The organism is Mucilaginibacter sp. OK268 (genome assembly GCF_900103125.1).
Classification (GTDB): Bacteria; Bacteroidota; Bacteroidia; order Sphingobacteriales; family Sphingobacteriaceae; genus Mucilaginibacter.
Genome location: NZ_FNJV01000001.1, coordinates 589,942 through 606,893, shown reverse-complemented (window position 1 = coordinate 606,893; position 16,952 = coordinate 589,942). Strand labels below are relative to the sequence as shown.

Below are 16,952 nucleotides of genomic sequence, written 5' to 3'. Positions count from 1 at the left end.
GAGTATACCGGTGATTTTTTTTTGTCTGATCATTGTAGCCAAGGGTCTGCTTATTAGTAATTAAACAGTATCCGAATGCTATAACGATAAGATAGCCGGGTTTACGTACGGCTGGTAAAGAAGGCATTCAAATAACCCACAAAATGATAAAACGAATAATTCTGATTCTACTTTGCACATCATCCATCTTTTCAATTCTAAAAGCACAGCAATATCCGAGGGTGATCATACCTGGTGATTATGCAGACCCTACCATTATGCGGGACGGCGACGACTATTATATGACCCATTCTCCTTTTTATTATGCACCAGGCTTTCTCATCTGGCATTCCCAGAACCTGATGAACTGGGAACCGGTAGTAAGGGTAATGCCCGAATATGAAGGCTCGGCTATGGCGCCAGACCTTTTGAAATATAAAGGCAGATTTTACATTTATTTCCCTTCCGCGGGGACGAATTGGGTGATATGGGCCGACCATATTAAAGGCCCCTGGAGTAAACCGGTTGACCTGAAAGTAAAAGGTATTGATCCTGGCCATATCGTTGGTGAGGATGGCAAAAGATACCTGTATGTAAACGAAGGTGAGGTCATACAACTTACCGATGACGGGTTGGCCACCATGGGCGAAAAGAAAAAAGTATATAAGGGTTGGCAATATCCTAAAAAATGGAATACGGAATGCATGTGCCTGGAATCCCCCAAGCTATTGTTTAAAGACGGATATTATTACCTGACATCGGCAGAAGGCGGCACGGCCGGCCCTGCAACGAGCCACATGGCGGTAGTTGCCCGGGCGAAAAGTGTAAATGGCCCATGGGAAAACTCTCCATATAATCCGCTGATCCATACTTATAGCGACACCGATAACTGGTGGTCGAAAGGGCATGGGACCCTTATTGACGATGTGAACGGTAATTGGTGGATTGTTTATCACGCTTATGCTAAGGGCTATCATACCTTAGGGCGGCAAACGCTGATTGAGCCTATTGAATGGACAAAGGACGGTTGGCCCAGGCCAAAGGCAACCACGACGCCTATTATACCAAAGAAAAATATACCTAACGGGATGCCGCTCTCCGACAATTTTGATCATAAAGAACTCGGCCTGCAATGGACATTCTGGAAAGAAAATGCGGCTAAAGCGGTTTCAATAGAAAATCAGAGCTTGTTGATATCCGCGAAGGGAACAAGCCCCGCAGATGGCCGGCTGTTACTAACAACGGCAACCGATAAAAACTATGAAACCCAGGTAGAGATAAAGCCGGGTAAAGGAAACACCGCGGGTTTGATCCTGTTTTACAATGAGAAGGCTTATGCCGGCGTATTATCTGACGGGAAGCAGATCACCGTTTATAAAAACGCAGAAGAAAAGATCGGGCTACCCGCTAAATTCAGCAACACCTTTTTCCTAAAAATTCAAAACCGCGGTAATAGCTGCACTTTCCTCGCCAGCAGGGATGGCAAAACATGGACAACATTAGCGGCAAACGTGGATGTATCTTCAATGAACCACAACAAATACCACGGGTTTTATGCTTTACGCATAGGGCTTATTTCGGCTGGTAAGGGTGTTGCCTCTTTTAAACAGTTCCGCTACAAAAACGCCATTCCTGCGGAGCACGATATGAGCGCGTACCTGATGGTTTACCATAAAGACGAAACACACGGACTTTATATGGCGCTAAGTGATGACGGTTATTCATTTACAGATGTCAATAAAGGTAAACCAGTTATTGCCGGCGACACGATTGCAGATCAAAAGGGAATTCGCGACCCGCATATTTACCGCGGGCCCGACGGGGCTTTTTATCTTGCCATGACCGACTTGCATGTTTTTGCAAAGCGTGACGGCCTGAGGGACACAGAATGGGAGCGAGATCCCAAAGTTTACGGATGGGGCAACAACCGCGGCCTTGTATTGATGAAATCATGGGACCTGATCAACTGGACACACACTAACTTGCGCCTGAACGAGGTTTCTGCACAGTTCAATGAAATAGGTTGCGCCTGGGCTCCTGAAACAATTTATGATGAAGTAAGAGGAAAACTGATGATTTATTTCACCATGCGTTATCGTAACGGGCCTAACCAGCTTTACTATGCCTATGTGAACGACGACTTCAACCGGCTCGAATCAACACCTGAATTGCTATTTCAGTATCCTGACGAAAAAATTGCCGCCATTGACGGGGATATCACTAAAATTGGCGACAGGTATCACTTATTTTACGTTTCCCATGATGGTACGCCGGGCATTAAACAGGCAGTTTCAGATAAAATCAACGGCGATTACTATTATGACCCACGCTGGTATGATCCGGAATCAAAAGCATGTGAAGCCCCTACGGTATGGAAGCGGATTGGTGAAGACAAATGGGTGCTGATGTACGATGTTTATGGGATAACACCCAGCAATTTTGGCTTTTCTGAAACTTCAGACTTTGTCAATATTAAAGATATCGGGCATTTTAATGAAGGTGTGATGAAAACAACCAACTTTACTTCACCCAAACACGGGGCGGTCGTCCATTTGACAAGCGAGGAGGCAGAAACCCTAAGGAATTATTGGGAACACCGCGAAAACAAAACGAAAACGAAGGCCAATAAAAATAATTAGCCTGATGGCATCCTACCGGCCAGAAAAGAAATTCCTCAACCCTGTAATTGGATTGAGGAATTTTTTTTTATTTGCAAATAACAGCGACCCCAGCAATGAACAATGGCACATTTAAGCCTATTCATGCAGAAAAGGTCGAAAGCATTCACACGACATCTGTATAGTTTGTGCTTATTCTATTTTCGTAAGCTTAACGATAGCCGATCATGGCACGATACGCCATTGCTGATTCAGACTACCATTATTACCATAGAACGTCATGGAACTACCATTTGCTGTACCTCCGCCGGTATCCAGGCATTTGCCATTAGTCCTGTTCACGATTTTATAGAACGAACCGATCTGAACAATTGTCCACTGCTGGTTCGTACTACCCCCGCTTGTCCATTGTGCAACGGTTGAAGCATCGGCAGAATGGTTATAACTATCCAAAGCTTTTCCACTGGATACGCAAACCAGCTTATAATAGCCACCACTATAGGTCAATGTCCATTTTTGATTATCACTGGAACCTGAAGCCCATTGTCCAACGTCAGCCCCGTCTGCAGTTGCACCGAGATTGTCGAGGTATTTTCCAGTTGCCCGGTTAACTAGGTGATAGGTCCCATTGGCAATCGGCTGTGTGCCGACAGTGCAGGTAAGCGTACCAAAGCCCAGCTGATCAAAACCGCCGCTGGTTGAGCCGTAGTTTCCACCACCACCTTCCGGCCTGACTTGAGTGGCAAATTGGCCGCTATAGGTCGCTGTTATACCCATGACGTTCTGATAATGATTATAAATCAGTTCCCAGCAGGGTCTGATGATACCACGGGAACCGTCTGAAATAATCGTTTGGTTTACATTATCGCAATTATTGTAGGTGTTGTAAGGTACGCTCATATTCAGATTATATTTTGCGGTATATTCAGCTAAAGCAAGTACCTTGTTGTTTTCATAAGCGAACAAATCCTGTCCCTGATTGTAGGCCATCTGGCAAAATGCACCGATTAGTGAGATATCCAGCGTTGCATGCCCCTGGTCACGGCCTGCTTCCTGGTTTTGTCCCAGGTTGCCGGGATGAACATAGAACACCGCTTTGTCGATATTGCCATTCCCGATGCCACTTTTAAAATAAGTTATGGCCTGGTTAAATTTGGCCTGATCGTCACATAGAATACCGATAGACAAAATAGTAGCCATATTGCACAAATCCCAGTTTGCCCAATAATGCGTATCGCAGGTGCCGTTGTGAACAGTAAGAAATCCGTTGGCTGCCGGATAGAAAACATTTAACATAAATGTTTTAAAATTGCTGAAATCAGCAGCAGCCCAGCCGCTATACGAGCGAAGAATCTCTGCAGCATTTGCAAGCTGGTATCCGTAAAGGCCAGAAGCCAGGGCATAGTTCGAATCCCCGCCTATCGCTTTACATGTGGTTGCCCAGGCGTTGAGGATACTCACGGCTTTATCGGCGTAGGCATTATTGCCCGAAATGTACCATTGTAACGCATCCTGGTAGGCTGCGGCTGCGTCCCGCATGAGATGTACATAATTGCCGCCCGTATTGGTTCTTGTAATGGTATCGTTCGGGCCGGCCATCGTGTAGTTTAGCTGCGCGTAGGAATTCGCAGTAAGTAAATTATAACTGTCTACCCAGGGAGCAGCATTGGCATTCACTTTGATTTGCATCCTGATCAGGTCAGCAGAGGTATGCAGCATACCCGGATGTATAAAACTGAACACCGCATTTGTTTTCAGCTTTGTGGCCCCGTTCAGATTGCTTTCCGAACTTAGGTTACCAGGCGAAATCGTCTTTTTACAGCCCAGAGCTGCAATGATGCAACAGGAGCCAAATAATACTAATAACTTTTTTCTCATATTTTTAATTGTTAAAGTACAGGCAGCACGTAGCCGCCGTTATTTACTGGGACCGTTTACAATTGGTTATAAAAAACGCTCCTTCTATTCCTAAAAAGCTGTATTTGATACTAGCGGCGGTCAATAAATCGCTCCGAAACAACAACTCTTAAGGAATTATAAATAAAACAAAATGGTGACGCTGCATTTTTCAGGGCTGCAACTTTCCCTTACCTGTTGATGAAGACAGGCTGCTTCACTGTTGGCCAAACAATATTTGATAACCGATGAGGTTAGACTCATAAAGAATAATCAGGGGATGAAAATAACGGTGTAGCATCGGCGACAGCGTATGATCTTTTACAAAGACGCGGATATTTTAGATTGATACTCAACGATAAAGTATTTTATGTGGCAGCAAGCAAAATAATTACTCGTTTAGTATCATATACACTTTCTTGCAACAGCAGTGTGCTGCTGTTGCAAGAAAAATTGCAATTTAATTCAAACCGCTTGAAAAACACGTGCACTTCCGGAGCGGTCATCCGTCAATAAAGTTGAGTGCGGTGCGTGTAAGCAAAATAAATACCGGGCAGCGGGTACTGCAACAGGCAGTGGAAGACCCAGGCCAACCAGTTTATGCGGCAATCCAGGGATGCCAAATCCACAAATCGGTAGCGGCGGAAACAGTCAAAGCTACTTCCTTTTCGGCCTGATAGTTAAAAGTTTATTGTGGGGTCTTTACCGCCGTACCACTCTTAACATCTATTTTAAAAGGTTCCGGCTGAGGTAACCAAAGCTTCCCATCGCCGATTTCAACAGGCATCCAAAGGTATCGTGAGTCCCACTGTGTTTTGGGTTTCCAGATATCGCCCAAAAACAGGATAGTGGTATCCCTTCTGCCTGTTACCTTCAGCAACAACGTTGACTGTGAGCCGTAGGTATTGGTTTCCTTTGGCGCAATATCCTTAAATTCCGACCACGGCCCCTCAAGAGATTTGGCAGTTGCATACTGGTTAGGATTAGCTTTCCAGCCTGTCAGCGCAGACCCTATAGCGTAATAAAGTCCCTTATAATGAACAATGGCACCGCCTTCCATGTGTTCAGGTATTAAGCATACCTCACTGTCAATATTACGGCAGTCTTCGGTCAGTCTGGCGATGTGAAAACCAAGTGGGCGATCCTCGAAGATAAGGTATGGTGTACCATCGTCATCCACAAACTGCCCGATATCCCGGCTCTCGTGCCCTAAAGGTCGAAAGCTTTTGAGATACTGAAAATCACCATCGGGTTTTTTGCTAACCGCGATGCCAACCCTGGCATACTTATAAGTGGCGTTGTCAAGATGAAAATACATGACGAACCGATGATCTTTTTTGCTGTAAAACACTTTGGGCCGTTCCAGTATCCAATGCCGGCCCAGGTTCTCCGGGTCTGTCATCTGAACAACATCTCCCCTGAATTTCCAATTCATCAGGTCCTTGGAGGTATAACAACTTACATAGCGTTTGTTGCTATCAAGGCCCTGTCTTCTTTCTTCGCCGTACCAGTAATAGGTATCTTTTACCTTGATTATACCACCACCATGGGCCTGTATATGTTCACCCTTATCGTCCGGCCATACTCCCCCGGGACTTACTTTAGTTAATTGCTGTGCTGAAATATGCATGCCAGAGATTAGCCCAAGGGAAAGAATAGCAGATTGTAATAAATATTTTATGATCGACATTTTGTTAAATAAATTATGGATAAAGGTGGTTTCTAAAAGTTATGATCAGGCGACAAGCTCCCTCGGGAAAGTTTTTTTATTTTCCGTTAGCTTGAGTCTAAGCTGACTAACACCGCGGTGTACGTGATTGACAACGGACTGATACTGCAAACCGGTCACTTCGGCGATCTGGTCATAGTTCCATTCATCAAAATACCGGAGAAAAATCATTTCTTTCTGACGTTTGGGCAATGTATTTAAAGCCATCGCAAGGATCTGCCGGGCTTCCCTGCCGACTTCAATATTAACAATCAGGTCTTCAGCGGAAAAAACAACATCTACCTGTTTATGATTTTCGGGATCAAGCGACTCCGGCCGGTAAGCCTTCAGGTAGTTAATTGCGAGGGACCGGGCCGACTTAAAAAAGTAATATTTGACATTATTTATCGGTCCAAACCTTTCTTTCCGCTCCCAAAATTTAATAAAAAGGTCCTGCAAAATATCCTGGGCGATATCTTCATCCTTAACGATCTTAAACAGATAGAAATACAAAGGAGAATACAATGTATCGTGGATACGACTAAAAGATTTCACATCTCCTACGAGGGTTTGCGCCCACCACTTCGTTAATTCGGTACCGTTCTTCATATTGGCTCCATGAGTTTTTTAATAGGCCGCGTCAGGCAAGCAGGCTCAACAACGATTTCCAAAATCGATTAAGGAGCTTTTATTCCCGGCTTAATAATTGGTTTATGAAAGCTAATATGAGAGGTTTTGATGATCAAGAAGGGACACAAATTAATCATTTTGGCGGTACAAATTCGACATTTTAAGAAAAACCTAAATGGATTAAGGCGCACCAATTTTAAGTATTAAAGTACTAAATATCAACTATCTACATTAAATCTCTTTTTAAAGATAGGTCTTTTTTGCTTCAGAAAGTCTGAGGGATTAGCACCAAATAATTTAAAAAACTGGCTCCGGAAGTATTTTATGCTATTAAACCCTGTTTCAATTGCCACCTCATTAACATTCAGATTAGACTGAATCAGCAGTTCCGCAGCCTTACGCAAGCGGATATATCGGATAAAGCTGTTGATCGTGTGCCCGGACAAGGATTTTACTTTACGGTACAGGTTTGAATGGCTCATCCCGATCTGCGCAGCCAGCACCTTAATGGAAAAGTCATCGTCGGTAATATTCTTTTCCACAATGTCAATACATTTTTCGAGGAACTGCCTGTATTCATCTGAGATGGTTATGTTGGCTTTTTTAAGCGTAATCGTATTATAGAAATACTGTTGTAAATTATCGCGATTCTGCAGGAGATTTGCTATACGGGCAATCAATACTTCTTTTTCAAACGGTTTTTGAATGTAATCATCCGCCCCGCTTTCAAGGCCTTTGATCTTGCTTTCGGGAGACGCACTTGCCGTCAGCAGGATCATCGGAATATAACTGAGCTGGGGATCGTTTTTTATCTCGCTACAAACTTCAATGCCACTTAACTCCGGCATCATCAGGTCACATATGATCATATCGGGCCGCTTGTCCCGGGCCATTGTTAAGCCGATCTGACCATTCTCAGCTTCATATACAATATAATAAGCTATTAGCAAAGACCGGATATAGCGCCGCAGTTCCGTATCATCGTCGATCACCAGGATAGTTTTTTTATCGCTGACAAGAGCTTTTGTTTCAAAAGTAATCTCATCGGTCTCCGCACTACCGCCTTCATCTGACAATTCATTCAGCAACGGCGAAATAAGATCTACCCTATCAGAGACGATAACCCCGGGAAAGTGACTTGTACCTTTCAAAAGCTCCAGGTTAAATGTCGTCCCGTTACCCGGGATACTCTCGAAATAGAGTTGTCCCTGATGCCGCAGCGTAAATTGTTGCGCCAGGTATAACCCAATTCCAAACCCGGCCTTTTGCCCCGTTTTGGCAGAGCGATAAAATCGCTCGAACACATGGCCACCAGCTTCCTTGGGTATTCCGGGGCCATTATCTATTACTTTTATAATGACTTCTTCCGGCGTGTCATTTAACCGGACCGTCACCGTCTTCCCGTTTGCAGAATATTTAATTGCATTGGAGATCAGGTTGAACAGGATAATCTCGATCTTTTCACGATCTCCGTAAATAATAATAGCGTCGCCGGGGGCGTCGAGTACCAGGTTAATCTCCGAGACCTTTGCCTGATGAAAGAAACAAAGATAAACCTCGCGACAAACGAGCACGATGTCCATCGGTGCGATGTGAAGCTCGTCGGCCACTGCATCAGCTTTACGAAAGAGTAACAACTGGTCAACAAGGCTCAGCAAACGCCTTGAATTACGGTAAACGATATTCAGATCCTGCCGTTCACTGGCGTTACTCCTGGCCAGCAAATCTTTTACAGGATTGATGATCAGTGAAAGTGGAGTGCGAAACTCATGGGCAACACCAGTGAAAAACTCAATGCGCCGTTCGTTCAGTTCTTTTTCTTTTTCCTGAAGATTACGTTGGTATTCGGCATCTGCACTTGCAAGCTTAATTTCATACTTCAGCTTGGTTTCCCTAAATTTATTGCGTACATACCAATAAATTATTCCGGCTATCAGTAATGCATAAGCAATAAATGCCCACACGGTGGCATACCAGGGCGGAAGAACCACAATGTTAAGGGTAAGTTGATTTTCGGTCCATTGTCCTTCCGGGTTCGTGCAATTGACTTTCAGAACGTAACTGCCCGGATCCAGCCGTGTATACAATGCGTTGCGCTGATGGCCGGCATCAATCCATTTTCTATCCCATCCCTGAAGAATATAACGGTACTTTATTCTTTCCTGCGCCGTAAACTCTATAGCGGCAAACCGAAAAGACAACGACGCGTTTTTATAAGGTACCGTCAGCGAAACAAGTTCGTTATGTTCATTAGCTTTGAAAAAGCCGGGATAAAAATCCAGTGGTTGAGCGTCGATCCTAATATCTGTAAACGCCATATCCGGCGCATTACGCAACGGAACGAGTTGTTCGGGGAAAAACAGGGTAAGCCCGCCTGTGCCACCAAATGCCAGCTGGCCATTCCTCAACCTGAGTGAAGCATTGAAATTGAACTCTTTACTTGCAAGCCCGTTACTTTGATAAAAATTAGTAAATGTATTTCGCCAAGGATCAAACCGGCAAAGCCCGTTATACGTGCTTAGCCAAAGCTGCTTAGAATTATCTTCTTCTATTGCCAATACATTATTGTTACTCAGGCCGGCCCGGGTCGTAAACTGCCGGGTGACTTTGCCGACGGATGTCTCGAAATACACCAGGCCGGCTTCTGTTCCGAGCCATAGGTCGCTGCCAGCGGATTGGTGGATAGACCGGACCGGTTTTCCGGTTGTGTAGAATTTAAATTTCTTTTGTTTGATATCGACTTTATAAAGTCCGTCGAAATTTCCGGCCCAAAGGTTTCCGGCCCGGTCTTCAGATAGCGACAAAATGTTTGACAATTTTGCGTCATACAATTTAAACTGGTCCGTCTTATGGTCATAAATGAACAAGCCATTCTGTAAACCGCTCGCCCAAAGGTTCCCTGCGTGGTCAACATAGAGGCACCAGAAGGTTATGCGGCTTTCTTTACCGTGCACATCGAGTCCACGGTAAACTTTGAATCGTTTTTGCTGGGTCTTGTAAAGATTAATCCCTCCGTCAAAAGTGGCGATCCATAAATTTTCCGCTGAATCCTGGATAATGCTGGTGACAAAATTTGAGCTTAATGACCCTGGCACCCCTGGCTCGTGCCTGAAGTTGGAAAAATGGCCGGTGCGCCGGTCCCAGATACTCAGCCCGCCACCATCTGTGCCAATATACAGCTTTCCGTCCCGGTCTTCAAAAAGTGATTTTACAAAATTGCTGATCAGGCTGTTGGTATTCAGCGGATCATGACGGACGTTTTGAAACCTGTCTTTAACCTCGTCGATCACATTTATTCCTCCCCTGAGCGTACCTATCCATTTTCGTCCATTCCTATCCAGCAGCAGTGAATACACGGCATTACTAGAAAGCCCCTGTTCGTCGTTTCCTTCCGCCAAATAAGAGATCTGCGTACGGCTCTTATTCAATATCTGGATTCCTCCCCCATCTGTTCCAACCCATAAACTACTATCCGGCATTGCCTGTAAACTGGTCACTCTGTTTGATCTGAATTCTCCCTCGGACTCATTTAAAAATCGGTCATAGGCGCCAGAGCGGGTGTTGAAATGGTATAGCCCCTTTGTGGTGCCCAGCCAAAGGTTACCGTTATCGGGGTAAATACAGGTAGCACTGCGCACCGTACTATTGAGCAAATGAAATTTATTCCCGGCTGCGTCATACTCGCATAAGCCCAGATCAGCGATCATTGCATAAATGCGGTTACCGGGCCGCACTAATAATGCCTCTACACTATAATTCCATTTAAGCTGCGCAATAATATCAAGAGGTATGGGCCTGCCTACACGGCTACCCTTGTTAAAGACAATCAAGCCGTTACCTTGAGAGGCTACGATTATATCTCCACTGTTGTCTACCTTGATATCCCGTATATAACTTTTAATAACAATCTTCCGGCCGCCGGGCAGTACCGCATAAACAGCAGAGAATTTATCCGTGAGCGGGTCCAGCATGCTGACCCCCTGCCTGGTACCTACCCATAAATTATTGCGTGCATCCTGGGCGATACAATTCACATAACTATGAATAATGGAAGAACTATCTTCCGGTTGGTTACGATATACTTTAAAGTCATAACCATCATAACGGTTCAGGCCATCATAAGTACCAAACCAGAGAAAACCGCGACGGTCTTGAAATATACACCTGACTTCGCTATTGGAAAGCCCCTCTTTCAGGCTTATACGATCTATATGTGACGCAGGAGCGACTACCGCGTCTGCATGGTTACAGGAGCAGAATAAGATGATCAGGGCCATTTTTAAAAGCAAATCAAAGTGCATTGATAGTCCTGCAAAAACACATGCCTTTTTCCTGATTGTACGCTTATCCAATTTTTGAAAATCTTTGTTCAAATCATCAATAGCCTAATCGCTCCTGACTATGCGGTTTAACGGTCCGGCTTTACCTTTTCAGGCAGCTTGCCCAGCTTTTTGGAAATCGATTCCCAACTATTTTTAATTTGCTGTTCGTCAATTTTCGGCTTTTTCAGTTTAAAAAGAGCCGGAATGTCCGCTTCTTTATAATTTTTTTTCATTGGTGATACCGATAGCATTCTGCACCTTATAAAATTTAACCCCAAACAAAAATATAACAAAATAGCATATAACCGGCAGGTAATATGCGTATGCAACATCATGATCAGCAATACGTTCCATGAGGAGCGGAAAAACAGCACCAGCGACTACACCCATAGCAACAAAAGAGGATGCCTGCTCAGTATGTTTTCCCAGATTTTTCAGAAACCGCTGCACCAGTCGCGCTCGTTCACGTAACTCCATTCTTTTGTTCCTGTCAAAATAGAACGCGGCAGGTTTTTAGTACCAGCGTGGACGTTTGCAAGCGTTTTTTTCGCCTGTTGTACGCAATAAGCGGGGGCATCCTGCGGGCTGGTCTGGGCCAACAAACGGCTTGATGATAAACATAAAAAAATGGTAACAATGAAGATTGGTTTCCCTTTCATATTAAAGATGATTTTAACAGTCATAACTCATTCGCGCAAAATTCCCGGCAAATACGGCTGATGTAATCCAGGCTTCGCCATACTTTTAAAAGCCAGTTATCAGCAAAAAAGCTTCTTTGCAAGAAGCCTTTTAACCAATTTTAACAACCGGACGGTCGAATACGAAGAGTTTGGTACAAAGACAGCAGAAAAAACTATCGATACTCCTTTTTTTTACATTTCGACGGATGATGATAAAGATTCATTACCGACACCTGCTTCATTTGAATTTAAATAACTCCTAAAGGCCGGATTGCAATAACGTCCCCACTCTATACATCAAAAAGACTTTCTGCAAATGTTCAGAAACCGGTGAGTTAATGTACAGCGGCAGTATTGTTAACAGCAAGAAATCGCTCTAATATTTAGGTTTAATCAAGCTTGCGCAGCGGGGCTGATGAATCCCGTATAATCAGTTTGGTTTTCAGCAAAATATTTTGCGAATCAATCATATGATCTTCCTGCAACTGATCCAGTAATATTTTTGTTACCTGCAACCCAATCTCCCGGATCGGCTGAGCAACAGCGGTGATGGCCGGGGTAAATAGCGAAAAATTGTTATTGTCGTCAAAAACAACTACACCGATGTCTTGTCCAACAATCATGTCCAGCTCTTTAATGGCCTCCAGCCCACTTAATGCCAGATAATTGGTAGAAAAAAACAGCGCATCAATATCAGGCTTTCCCTTCAGCAGGTTCTTGATACTTTGAACGGTTTTTTCTTTTGCTTCCCTGAACTCTATATCCTTGATCACCGCTGGTAAATCGTGAGCTTTCAAAGCTGCCAGGTAGCCATTTGCCCTTTCAGTCATTTGATCCTGAGGGGATGAAAGCGTAACAAAAGCGATGTTCCTGAAATCATTTTCGATCAGGTGGATGGTAGCGGATTCGCTGCCACGGAAGTTGTCTACGGCTACTTTTGAACATGGCAGGCCGGGCAACGTACGGTCAAATAATATAACAGGAGTTCCGGCTCTGATCAGGTCCCCTAATACCTCTTCCAGCGCGGGTGCGGGCGCCAGTATATAGCCGTCAACCTGGTAATTTTTGAAAGTTTGCAGCAAATCATTAGCGATCTCTGTTGAGTTTTCTGAACTTCCATAGATCAGCCTGTAACCATATTGGTAAATATGCTCTTCAACAACACGCGCTATGGCCGAAAAAAAGGGATCACTGATATCTTCGACGATCATACCGATGGTTTTACTTTTACCAGTACGCAAGCCAACTGCCAATCGGTTAGGCTGGTAACCTACCTTTTTTACAAAGCTGATGATTTTATCCTCGAGTTTTACACTTATACCGCTTTGCCTGGCCTTTCCATTTAAAACGATGGAAACTGAAGCTTCGGAAACGTTCAATGCCGACGCAATATCTTTGATGGCCAGTTTCTTTTTCATTTTAATTGATGTAAAAGCGTATATGTTAATATTCTCTCCTGGCAGTACCGCGCAAAAGGCGGAAACTAACGGTCGGGCGTGATAATGGCCGCCTGGCCGCTTTTACCACTAAGGTTCACCAGATATGTGTCGCTATATGTTACATTTATCGTTCTCGAGCGGATGCCGCCGGCTCCATCATCCTCATAAACAGTAGCGGCATAGCGCTTATTCTTATCAAGAAAATCAAGTCGAAATTTTCCTTTCCAGGGCTGCAGGCCCGCAGCGCTTCCAAGGTACCAGATACTTCCCTTGCGCCTCGCCACACTGATACCTTCGCCGATTTCCCCCGCCAGGTACCTGCTCTCGTCCCAAACCGTTGGCACATATCTGAAGAATTCTATTTCGGTATCGTTCTGGTAATCCTGCGAACGCCCATACCAGAATATGGCCTGTAGGGGATCAAAATAAATAACGGTCAGTGCCAGTTGCTGCGCTTTGCTCACTTTAACGTTCTTGCTGTAGGAATTAAATTTGTTCGGATAACAAAAAGTGAAATCCGCCGCGCCGGCAAGAAAGCGCGTAAATGGCAATACCGTGGTATGAAACGCGTCGGGGCTATTTTCGTCCCCACGGATACCTTCCGAACTCAGCACGAATGGATATCTCCGGCTCAGGCCTGTAGGTTTATAATGATCGTGTACATTGAGTACAAACCCGTTGTCGTTGACTTTCTTCATAGCGGTATCCAGCCATGCCAGGCCCTTTTGCGTGCCCCCGTCTACGAATCCGAATTTAAATCCACTCACCCCCCACTTTTTATAAAGGGATAACAAGGTGTCGATTTTAGACTTTAATCCCACATAGTTTACATATAATATCACGCCAATTCCTTTTTGACGCGCGTGGGCGATAATCCGGTCCAGTTCAAAACCGGGGATCGGCTTCGTTGGGTCGGATATCGTGCGAAATTCCGACCCGTACCATCCTGCATCAATCAGGATATACTGAAAATTCATTTTAGAAGCAAAATCCACCCCATCCAAGGCACCCTGTGTGTTAATAGGAACCCGGAAAACTTTTCCTGGTTTTATCCCAAGAGGTACTTTGTTATTAAGTGGTTTCACAAGCTTTAAGTTCAACTGGCTGAAATTATGCAGGCCAATGGCGGTTTTGCTGTAACTTACCGTCCGCCACGGCGTGACCAGACTATCCCTGAACATAATTATCGAATCCGTCCGGATCGAAACCTGCTGATTCCGATAAATCGTATCTATATAAAAATGAAACGCTAAACTCTTAGGACGGCGTCCGCGGACCAGCACGCACTTGGTATAATTGCGGTTGTCCGCCTCCCCAATACTAACATAACCCGGCACATCGGAAACCAGCGTAGATGGTAAATCGCTGATCCCCTTCAGCGAATCCACCGCTACCGGGCTAAAAACCGACTCTTCATGGTACTGGTATATCCGGTATCGGGCGGTCATGTTGAATTCCGTCAGTTCCGCTAAAAGCCGGACAGGACGTTGCGGCAACAGGTAACACGCATAACGAAAAGCCAGACTGCCATTGTAAACGCGGGTTAGGAGCTCAAATGTTCCGGTCTCGGTCCTGCAATGGAAGGTAATGCCGCGATAGCTGTTTTTTATGGTAGCATCTTCGCCAAGCGGCCATGAAAACTTTTCTTCTACCCTGTGTTGACTTAAAACGGAGACCGAAATGAGCGAATCGAGCGAGGGCCCATCAGTTTTAATTCCCAGGCGCGACCAGTCCAAAATCACCCGTTTATCGCAAGTTAACCTGTAACAGAGCTTCCCCTGTTTATCAAGCTTGAATTGAGCCTCGGTAAGCCGGTCGGGCGATTGAATTCTGAATACCACTTCCTGAGCGCCGGCAGCGGTTGCCAGGTAAATTAGAAAGGATATGCTGATCAGGAATCTATAAAATGAATTATTTCGCTGACTGGGGAAGAATATATTGGTTTGCATGTGTTGAAAAAGACAAATCAGAATGTTAAATATACTCATCTAAATTGTATCTATTTTTTTGCTACACATCCTGCCGCGGCAACTACCGTCTGTAATTCCCCGCTGTAAAAAATCAGAGGTTATGCCAGAGTGACTTTGGAAGTCATTTAGAGATGATCGCTAAATAAAAGTCAATTTTTTATGAGTATATAAAATTACGCTCCCTGTCTTTATTCAGATAAGTAAACTGTAATACTCTATGACTAAAATCTGCCTGTTCCTGACCCTAAGCCTGTTATTCTGTAAATATTCCGAAGCCGAAGTGCTTACCTACAAACAGCCGGATTGCACAATTATCAGCCACACTTATGAGGTCCAGGTGAGGGATAGTCATGGCAAATGGCAAAACACCGGGGTTTACAACGTAAATGTTGCCGCGAGATTCGATTCAAGACCTATAACTAAAAAAACATCATTTGCTTATTTTGATTGTTCAGATAGCGTAAGCGTCAGAGTAAAGGTAAATTACACACCGGTGTGGGATGCGAAAATCAGGTCTTCCGGCCATAGGATCACTCCACGAATCAATGGCAACATCATAGAATTTGCTATGAAATCTTCCGAATATCTTTCATTGGAGATCAATGCCGATGTTTTTGAAAACCTACAGCTTTTTGCCAATGCCATTGAAAAAGAACACCCTAACCCTAATGACCCCAATGTGATCTACTTTGGCCCGGGAGTCCATGATATCGGCAGGATGACCATACCGTCGAATAAGACCATCTATATAGCCGGCGGAGCTGTGGTAAGCGGAGCGTTAATAATTGACCACGTTAAAAACGTAAACATTTGTGGACGCGGCATCCTGACACAATTCCCCGTCCGGCAGCATAGTTTTGTGCCCAACCAAACGGTGCCGCCTCAGCAGTCGAGGGATGACCAGTTGCTCATTCAGTTCAGTGAAAACATAACAATCAGCGGGATTATTGAGATGTCAAAAGGGTATTCTGTGATGATAGGAGAGTCGAAAAGCGTACACATCAATGATTTTAAAGCCTTCAGTTCTACCGGAAATGCTGACGGTATCGATATCTTTTGCAGTAAAGATGTGGCGATCAACCATATATTTATGAGAAATTCAGACGATTGCATCGCTATTTACGGACATCGTTGGAACTATTACGGCAATACGACTGATATTACCATTGATAATGTGATACTTTGGGCGGATGTGGCCCATCCTTTATTGATCGGTACCCATGGCGATTCTGACCATCCGGATACGTTGCAGAACATTAGAGTTCGCAACATGACGGTACTCGACCATCATGAAAATCAGCTCGATTACCAGGGCTGCATTGCCTTAAACGCGGGAGACAGTAATCTGATCAGGAACATCGGCTTTGAAAATGTCAATATCGGGGATATCCGTAAAGGGCAGCTTTTCAATCTGCGGGTTATGTTTAACCGGAAATACAATACGTCACCTGGCCGCGGAATTGAAAACATCTTGTTTAAGAACGTTATCTACTCAGGATCACATGCGAATATGTCTGTTATCAGCGGATATGATGAGCAGCACGCCATCAAAAACATAACTTTCGAGAATCTCAAAATCAATGGCACTTTGATCTATGACGCAATGAAGGATAAACCAGCCTTTTATAAAACAGGGGATATGGCAAACATTTTTATCGGTGAACATGTGGACGGGATGAAATTCGTGACCAGTGAATGATCTGGAATTTG

11 protein-coding genes are annotated in these 16,952 nt (G+C 44.4%); 2 read left to right on the top strand and 9 right to left on the bottom strand.

Annotated elements, in window-relative coordinates:
* Positions 1 to 143: 143 nt before the first annotated feature.
* The gene (locus BLR84_RS02350) at positions 144 to 2,618 is read left to right on the top strand and encodes a family 43 glycosylhydrolase (RefSeq protein ID WP_090463766.1); all 2,475 of its coding nucleotides are present in this window, start codon (positions 144 to 146) and stop codon (positions 2,616 to 2,618) included.
* A gap of 204 nt (positions 2,619 to 2,822) precedes the next feature.
* Here the strand turns inward: BLR84_RS02350 and BLR84_RS02345 are convergent, their stop codons facing one another.
* From BLR84_RS02345 to BLR84_RS02305, 9 genes are all read right to left on the bottom strand, one after another.
* A complete protein-coding gene (locus tag BLR84_RS02345; protein ID WP_176851924.1) occupies positions 2,823 to 4,475 on the bottom strand; it encodes an RICIN domain-containing protein in 1,653 nt (550 codons plus the stop codon).
* Between the two features lie 706 nt (positions 4,476 to 5,181).
* Entirely contained in the window at positions 5,182 to 6,183 is a 1,002-nt protein-coding gene (locus BLR84_RS02335; RefSeq protein WP_176851923.1) for a family 43 glycosylhydrolase, read from the bottom strand.
* Positions 6,184 to 6,228: 45 nt separating this feature from the next.
* Positions 6,229 to 6,810, bottom strand: a complete 582-nt coding sequence (locus tag BLR84_RS02330) for an RNA polymerase sigma factor (protein WP_090463757.1) — start codon at positions 6,808 to 6,810, stop codon at positions 6,229 to 6,231.
* A 239-nt stretch (positions 6,811 to 7,049) separates the two neighbouring features.
* Positions 7,050 to 11,108 carry a two-component regulator propeller domain-containing protein gene (locus BLR84_RS02325; protein ID WP_176851922.1) on the bottom strand — a complete coding sequence of 1,353 codons (4,059 nt, stop codon included), beginning with the start codon at positions 11,106 to 11,108 and terminating at the stop codon, positions 7,050 to 7,052.
* Between the two features lie 131 nt (positions 11,109 to 11,239).
* A complete protein-coding gene (locus BLR84_RS29890; protein WP_176851921.1) occupies positions 11,240 to 11,386 on the bottom strand; it encodes a hypothetical protein in 147 nt (48 codons plus the stop codon).
* Positions 11,370 to 11,630, bottom strand: a complete 261-nt coding sequence (locus BLR84_RS02320; protein WP_369829166.1) for a hypothetical protein — start codon at positions 11,628 to 11,630, stop codon at positions 11,370 to 11,372. The genes BLR84_RS29890 and BLR84_RS02320 overlap by 17 nt, the downstream gene beginning before the upstream one ends.
* A complete protein-coding gene (locus BLR84_RS02315) occupies positions 11,588 to 11,812 on the bottom strand; it encodes a hypothetical protein (protein ID WP_143013807.1) in 225 nt (74 codons plus the stop codon). The genes BLR84_RS02320 and BLR84_RS02315 overlap by 43 nt, the downstream gene beginning before the upstream one ends.
* Positions 11,813 to 12,222: 410 nt before the next feature.
* A complete protein-coding gene (locus BLR84_RS02310) occupies positions 12,223 to 13,251 on the bottom strand; it encodes a LacI family DNA-binding transcriptional regulator (protein WP_090463749.1) in 1,029 nt (342 codons plus the stop codon).
* A gap of 65 nt (positions 13,252 to 13,316) precedes the next feature.
* The gene (locus tag BLR84_RS02305; RefSeq protein ID WP_176851920.1) at positions 13,317 to 15,221 is read right to left on the bottom strand and encodes a glycoside hydrolase family 97 protein; all 1,905 of its coding nucleotides are present in this window, start codon (positions 15,219 to 15,221) and stop codon (positions 13,317 to 13,319) included.
* A gap of 238 nt (positions 15,222 to 15,459) precedes the next feature.
* Here BLR84_RS02305 and BLR84_RS02300 point away from each other — a divergent pair, with 238 nt between their 5' ends.
* A complete protein-coding gene (locus BLR84_RS02300) occupies positions 15,460 to 16,941 on the top strand; it encodes a glycosyl hydrolase family 28 protein (RefSeq protein ID WP_090463743.1) in 1,482 nt (493 codons plus the stop codon).
* Positions 16,942 to 16,952: the final 11 nt, after the last annotated feature.

Coding starts and splice junctions, on each gene's coding strand:
- BLR84_RS02350 (WP_090463766.1), top strand. CDS start 144: ATGATAAAACGAATAATTCTGATTCTACTTTGCACATCATCCATCTTT.
- BLR84_RS02345 (WP_176851924.1), bottom strand. CDS start 4,475: ATGAGAAAAAAGTTATTAGTATTATTTGGCTCCTGTTGCATCATTGCA.
- BLR84_RS02335 (WP_176851923.1), bottom strand. CDS start 6,183: ATGTCGATCATAAAATATTTATTACAATCTGCTATTCTTTCCCTTGGG.
- BLR84_RS02330 (WP_090463757.1), bottom strand. CDS start 6,810: ATGAAGAACGGTACCGAATTAACGAAGTGGTGGGCGCAAACCCTCGTA.
- BLR84_RS02325 (WP_176851922.1), bottom strand. CDS start 11,108: ATGGCCCTGATCATCTTATTCTGCTCCTGTAACCATGCAGACGCGGTA.
- BLR84_RS29890 (WP_176851921.1), bottom strand. CDS start 11,386: ATGAAAAAAAATTATAAAGAAGCGGACATTCCGGCTCTTTTTAAACTG.
- BLR84_RS02320 (WP_369829166.1), bottom strand. CDS start 11,630: ATGGAGTTACGTGAACGAGCGCGACTGGTGCAGCGGTTTCTGAAAAAT.
- BLR84_RS02315 (WP_143013807.1), bottom strand. CDS start 11,812: ATGAAAGGGAAACCAATCTTCATTGTTACCATTTTTTTATGTTTATCA.
- BLR84_RS02310 (WP_090463749.1), bottom strand. CDS start 13,251: ATGAAAAAGAAACTGGCCATCAAAGATATTGCGTCGGCATTGAACGTT.
- BLR84_RS02305 (WP_176851920.1), bottom strand. CDS start 15,221: ATGCAAACCAATATATTCTTCCCCAGTCAGCGAAATAATTCATTTTAT.
- BLR84_RS02300 (WP_090463743.1), top strand. CDS start 15,460: ATGACTAAAATCTGCCTGTTCCTGACCCTAAGCCTGTTATTCTGTAAA.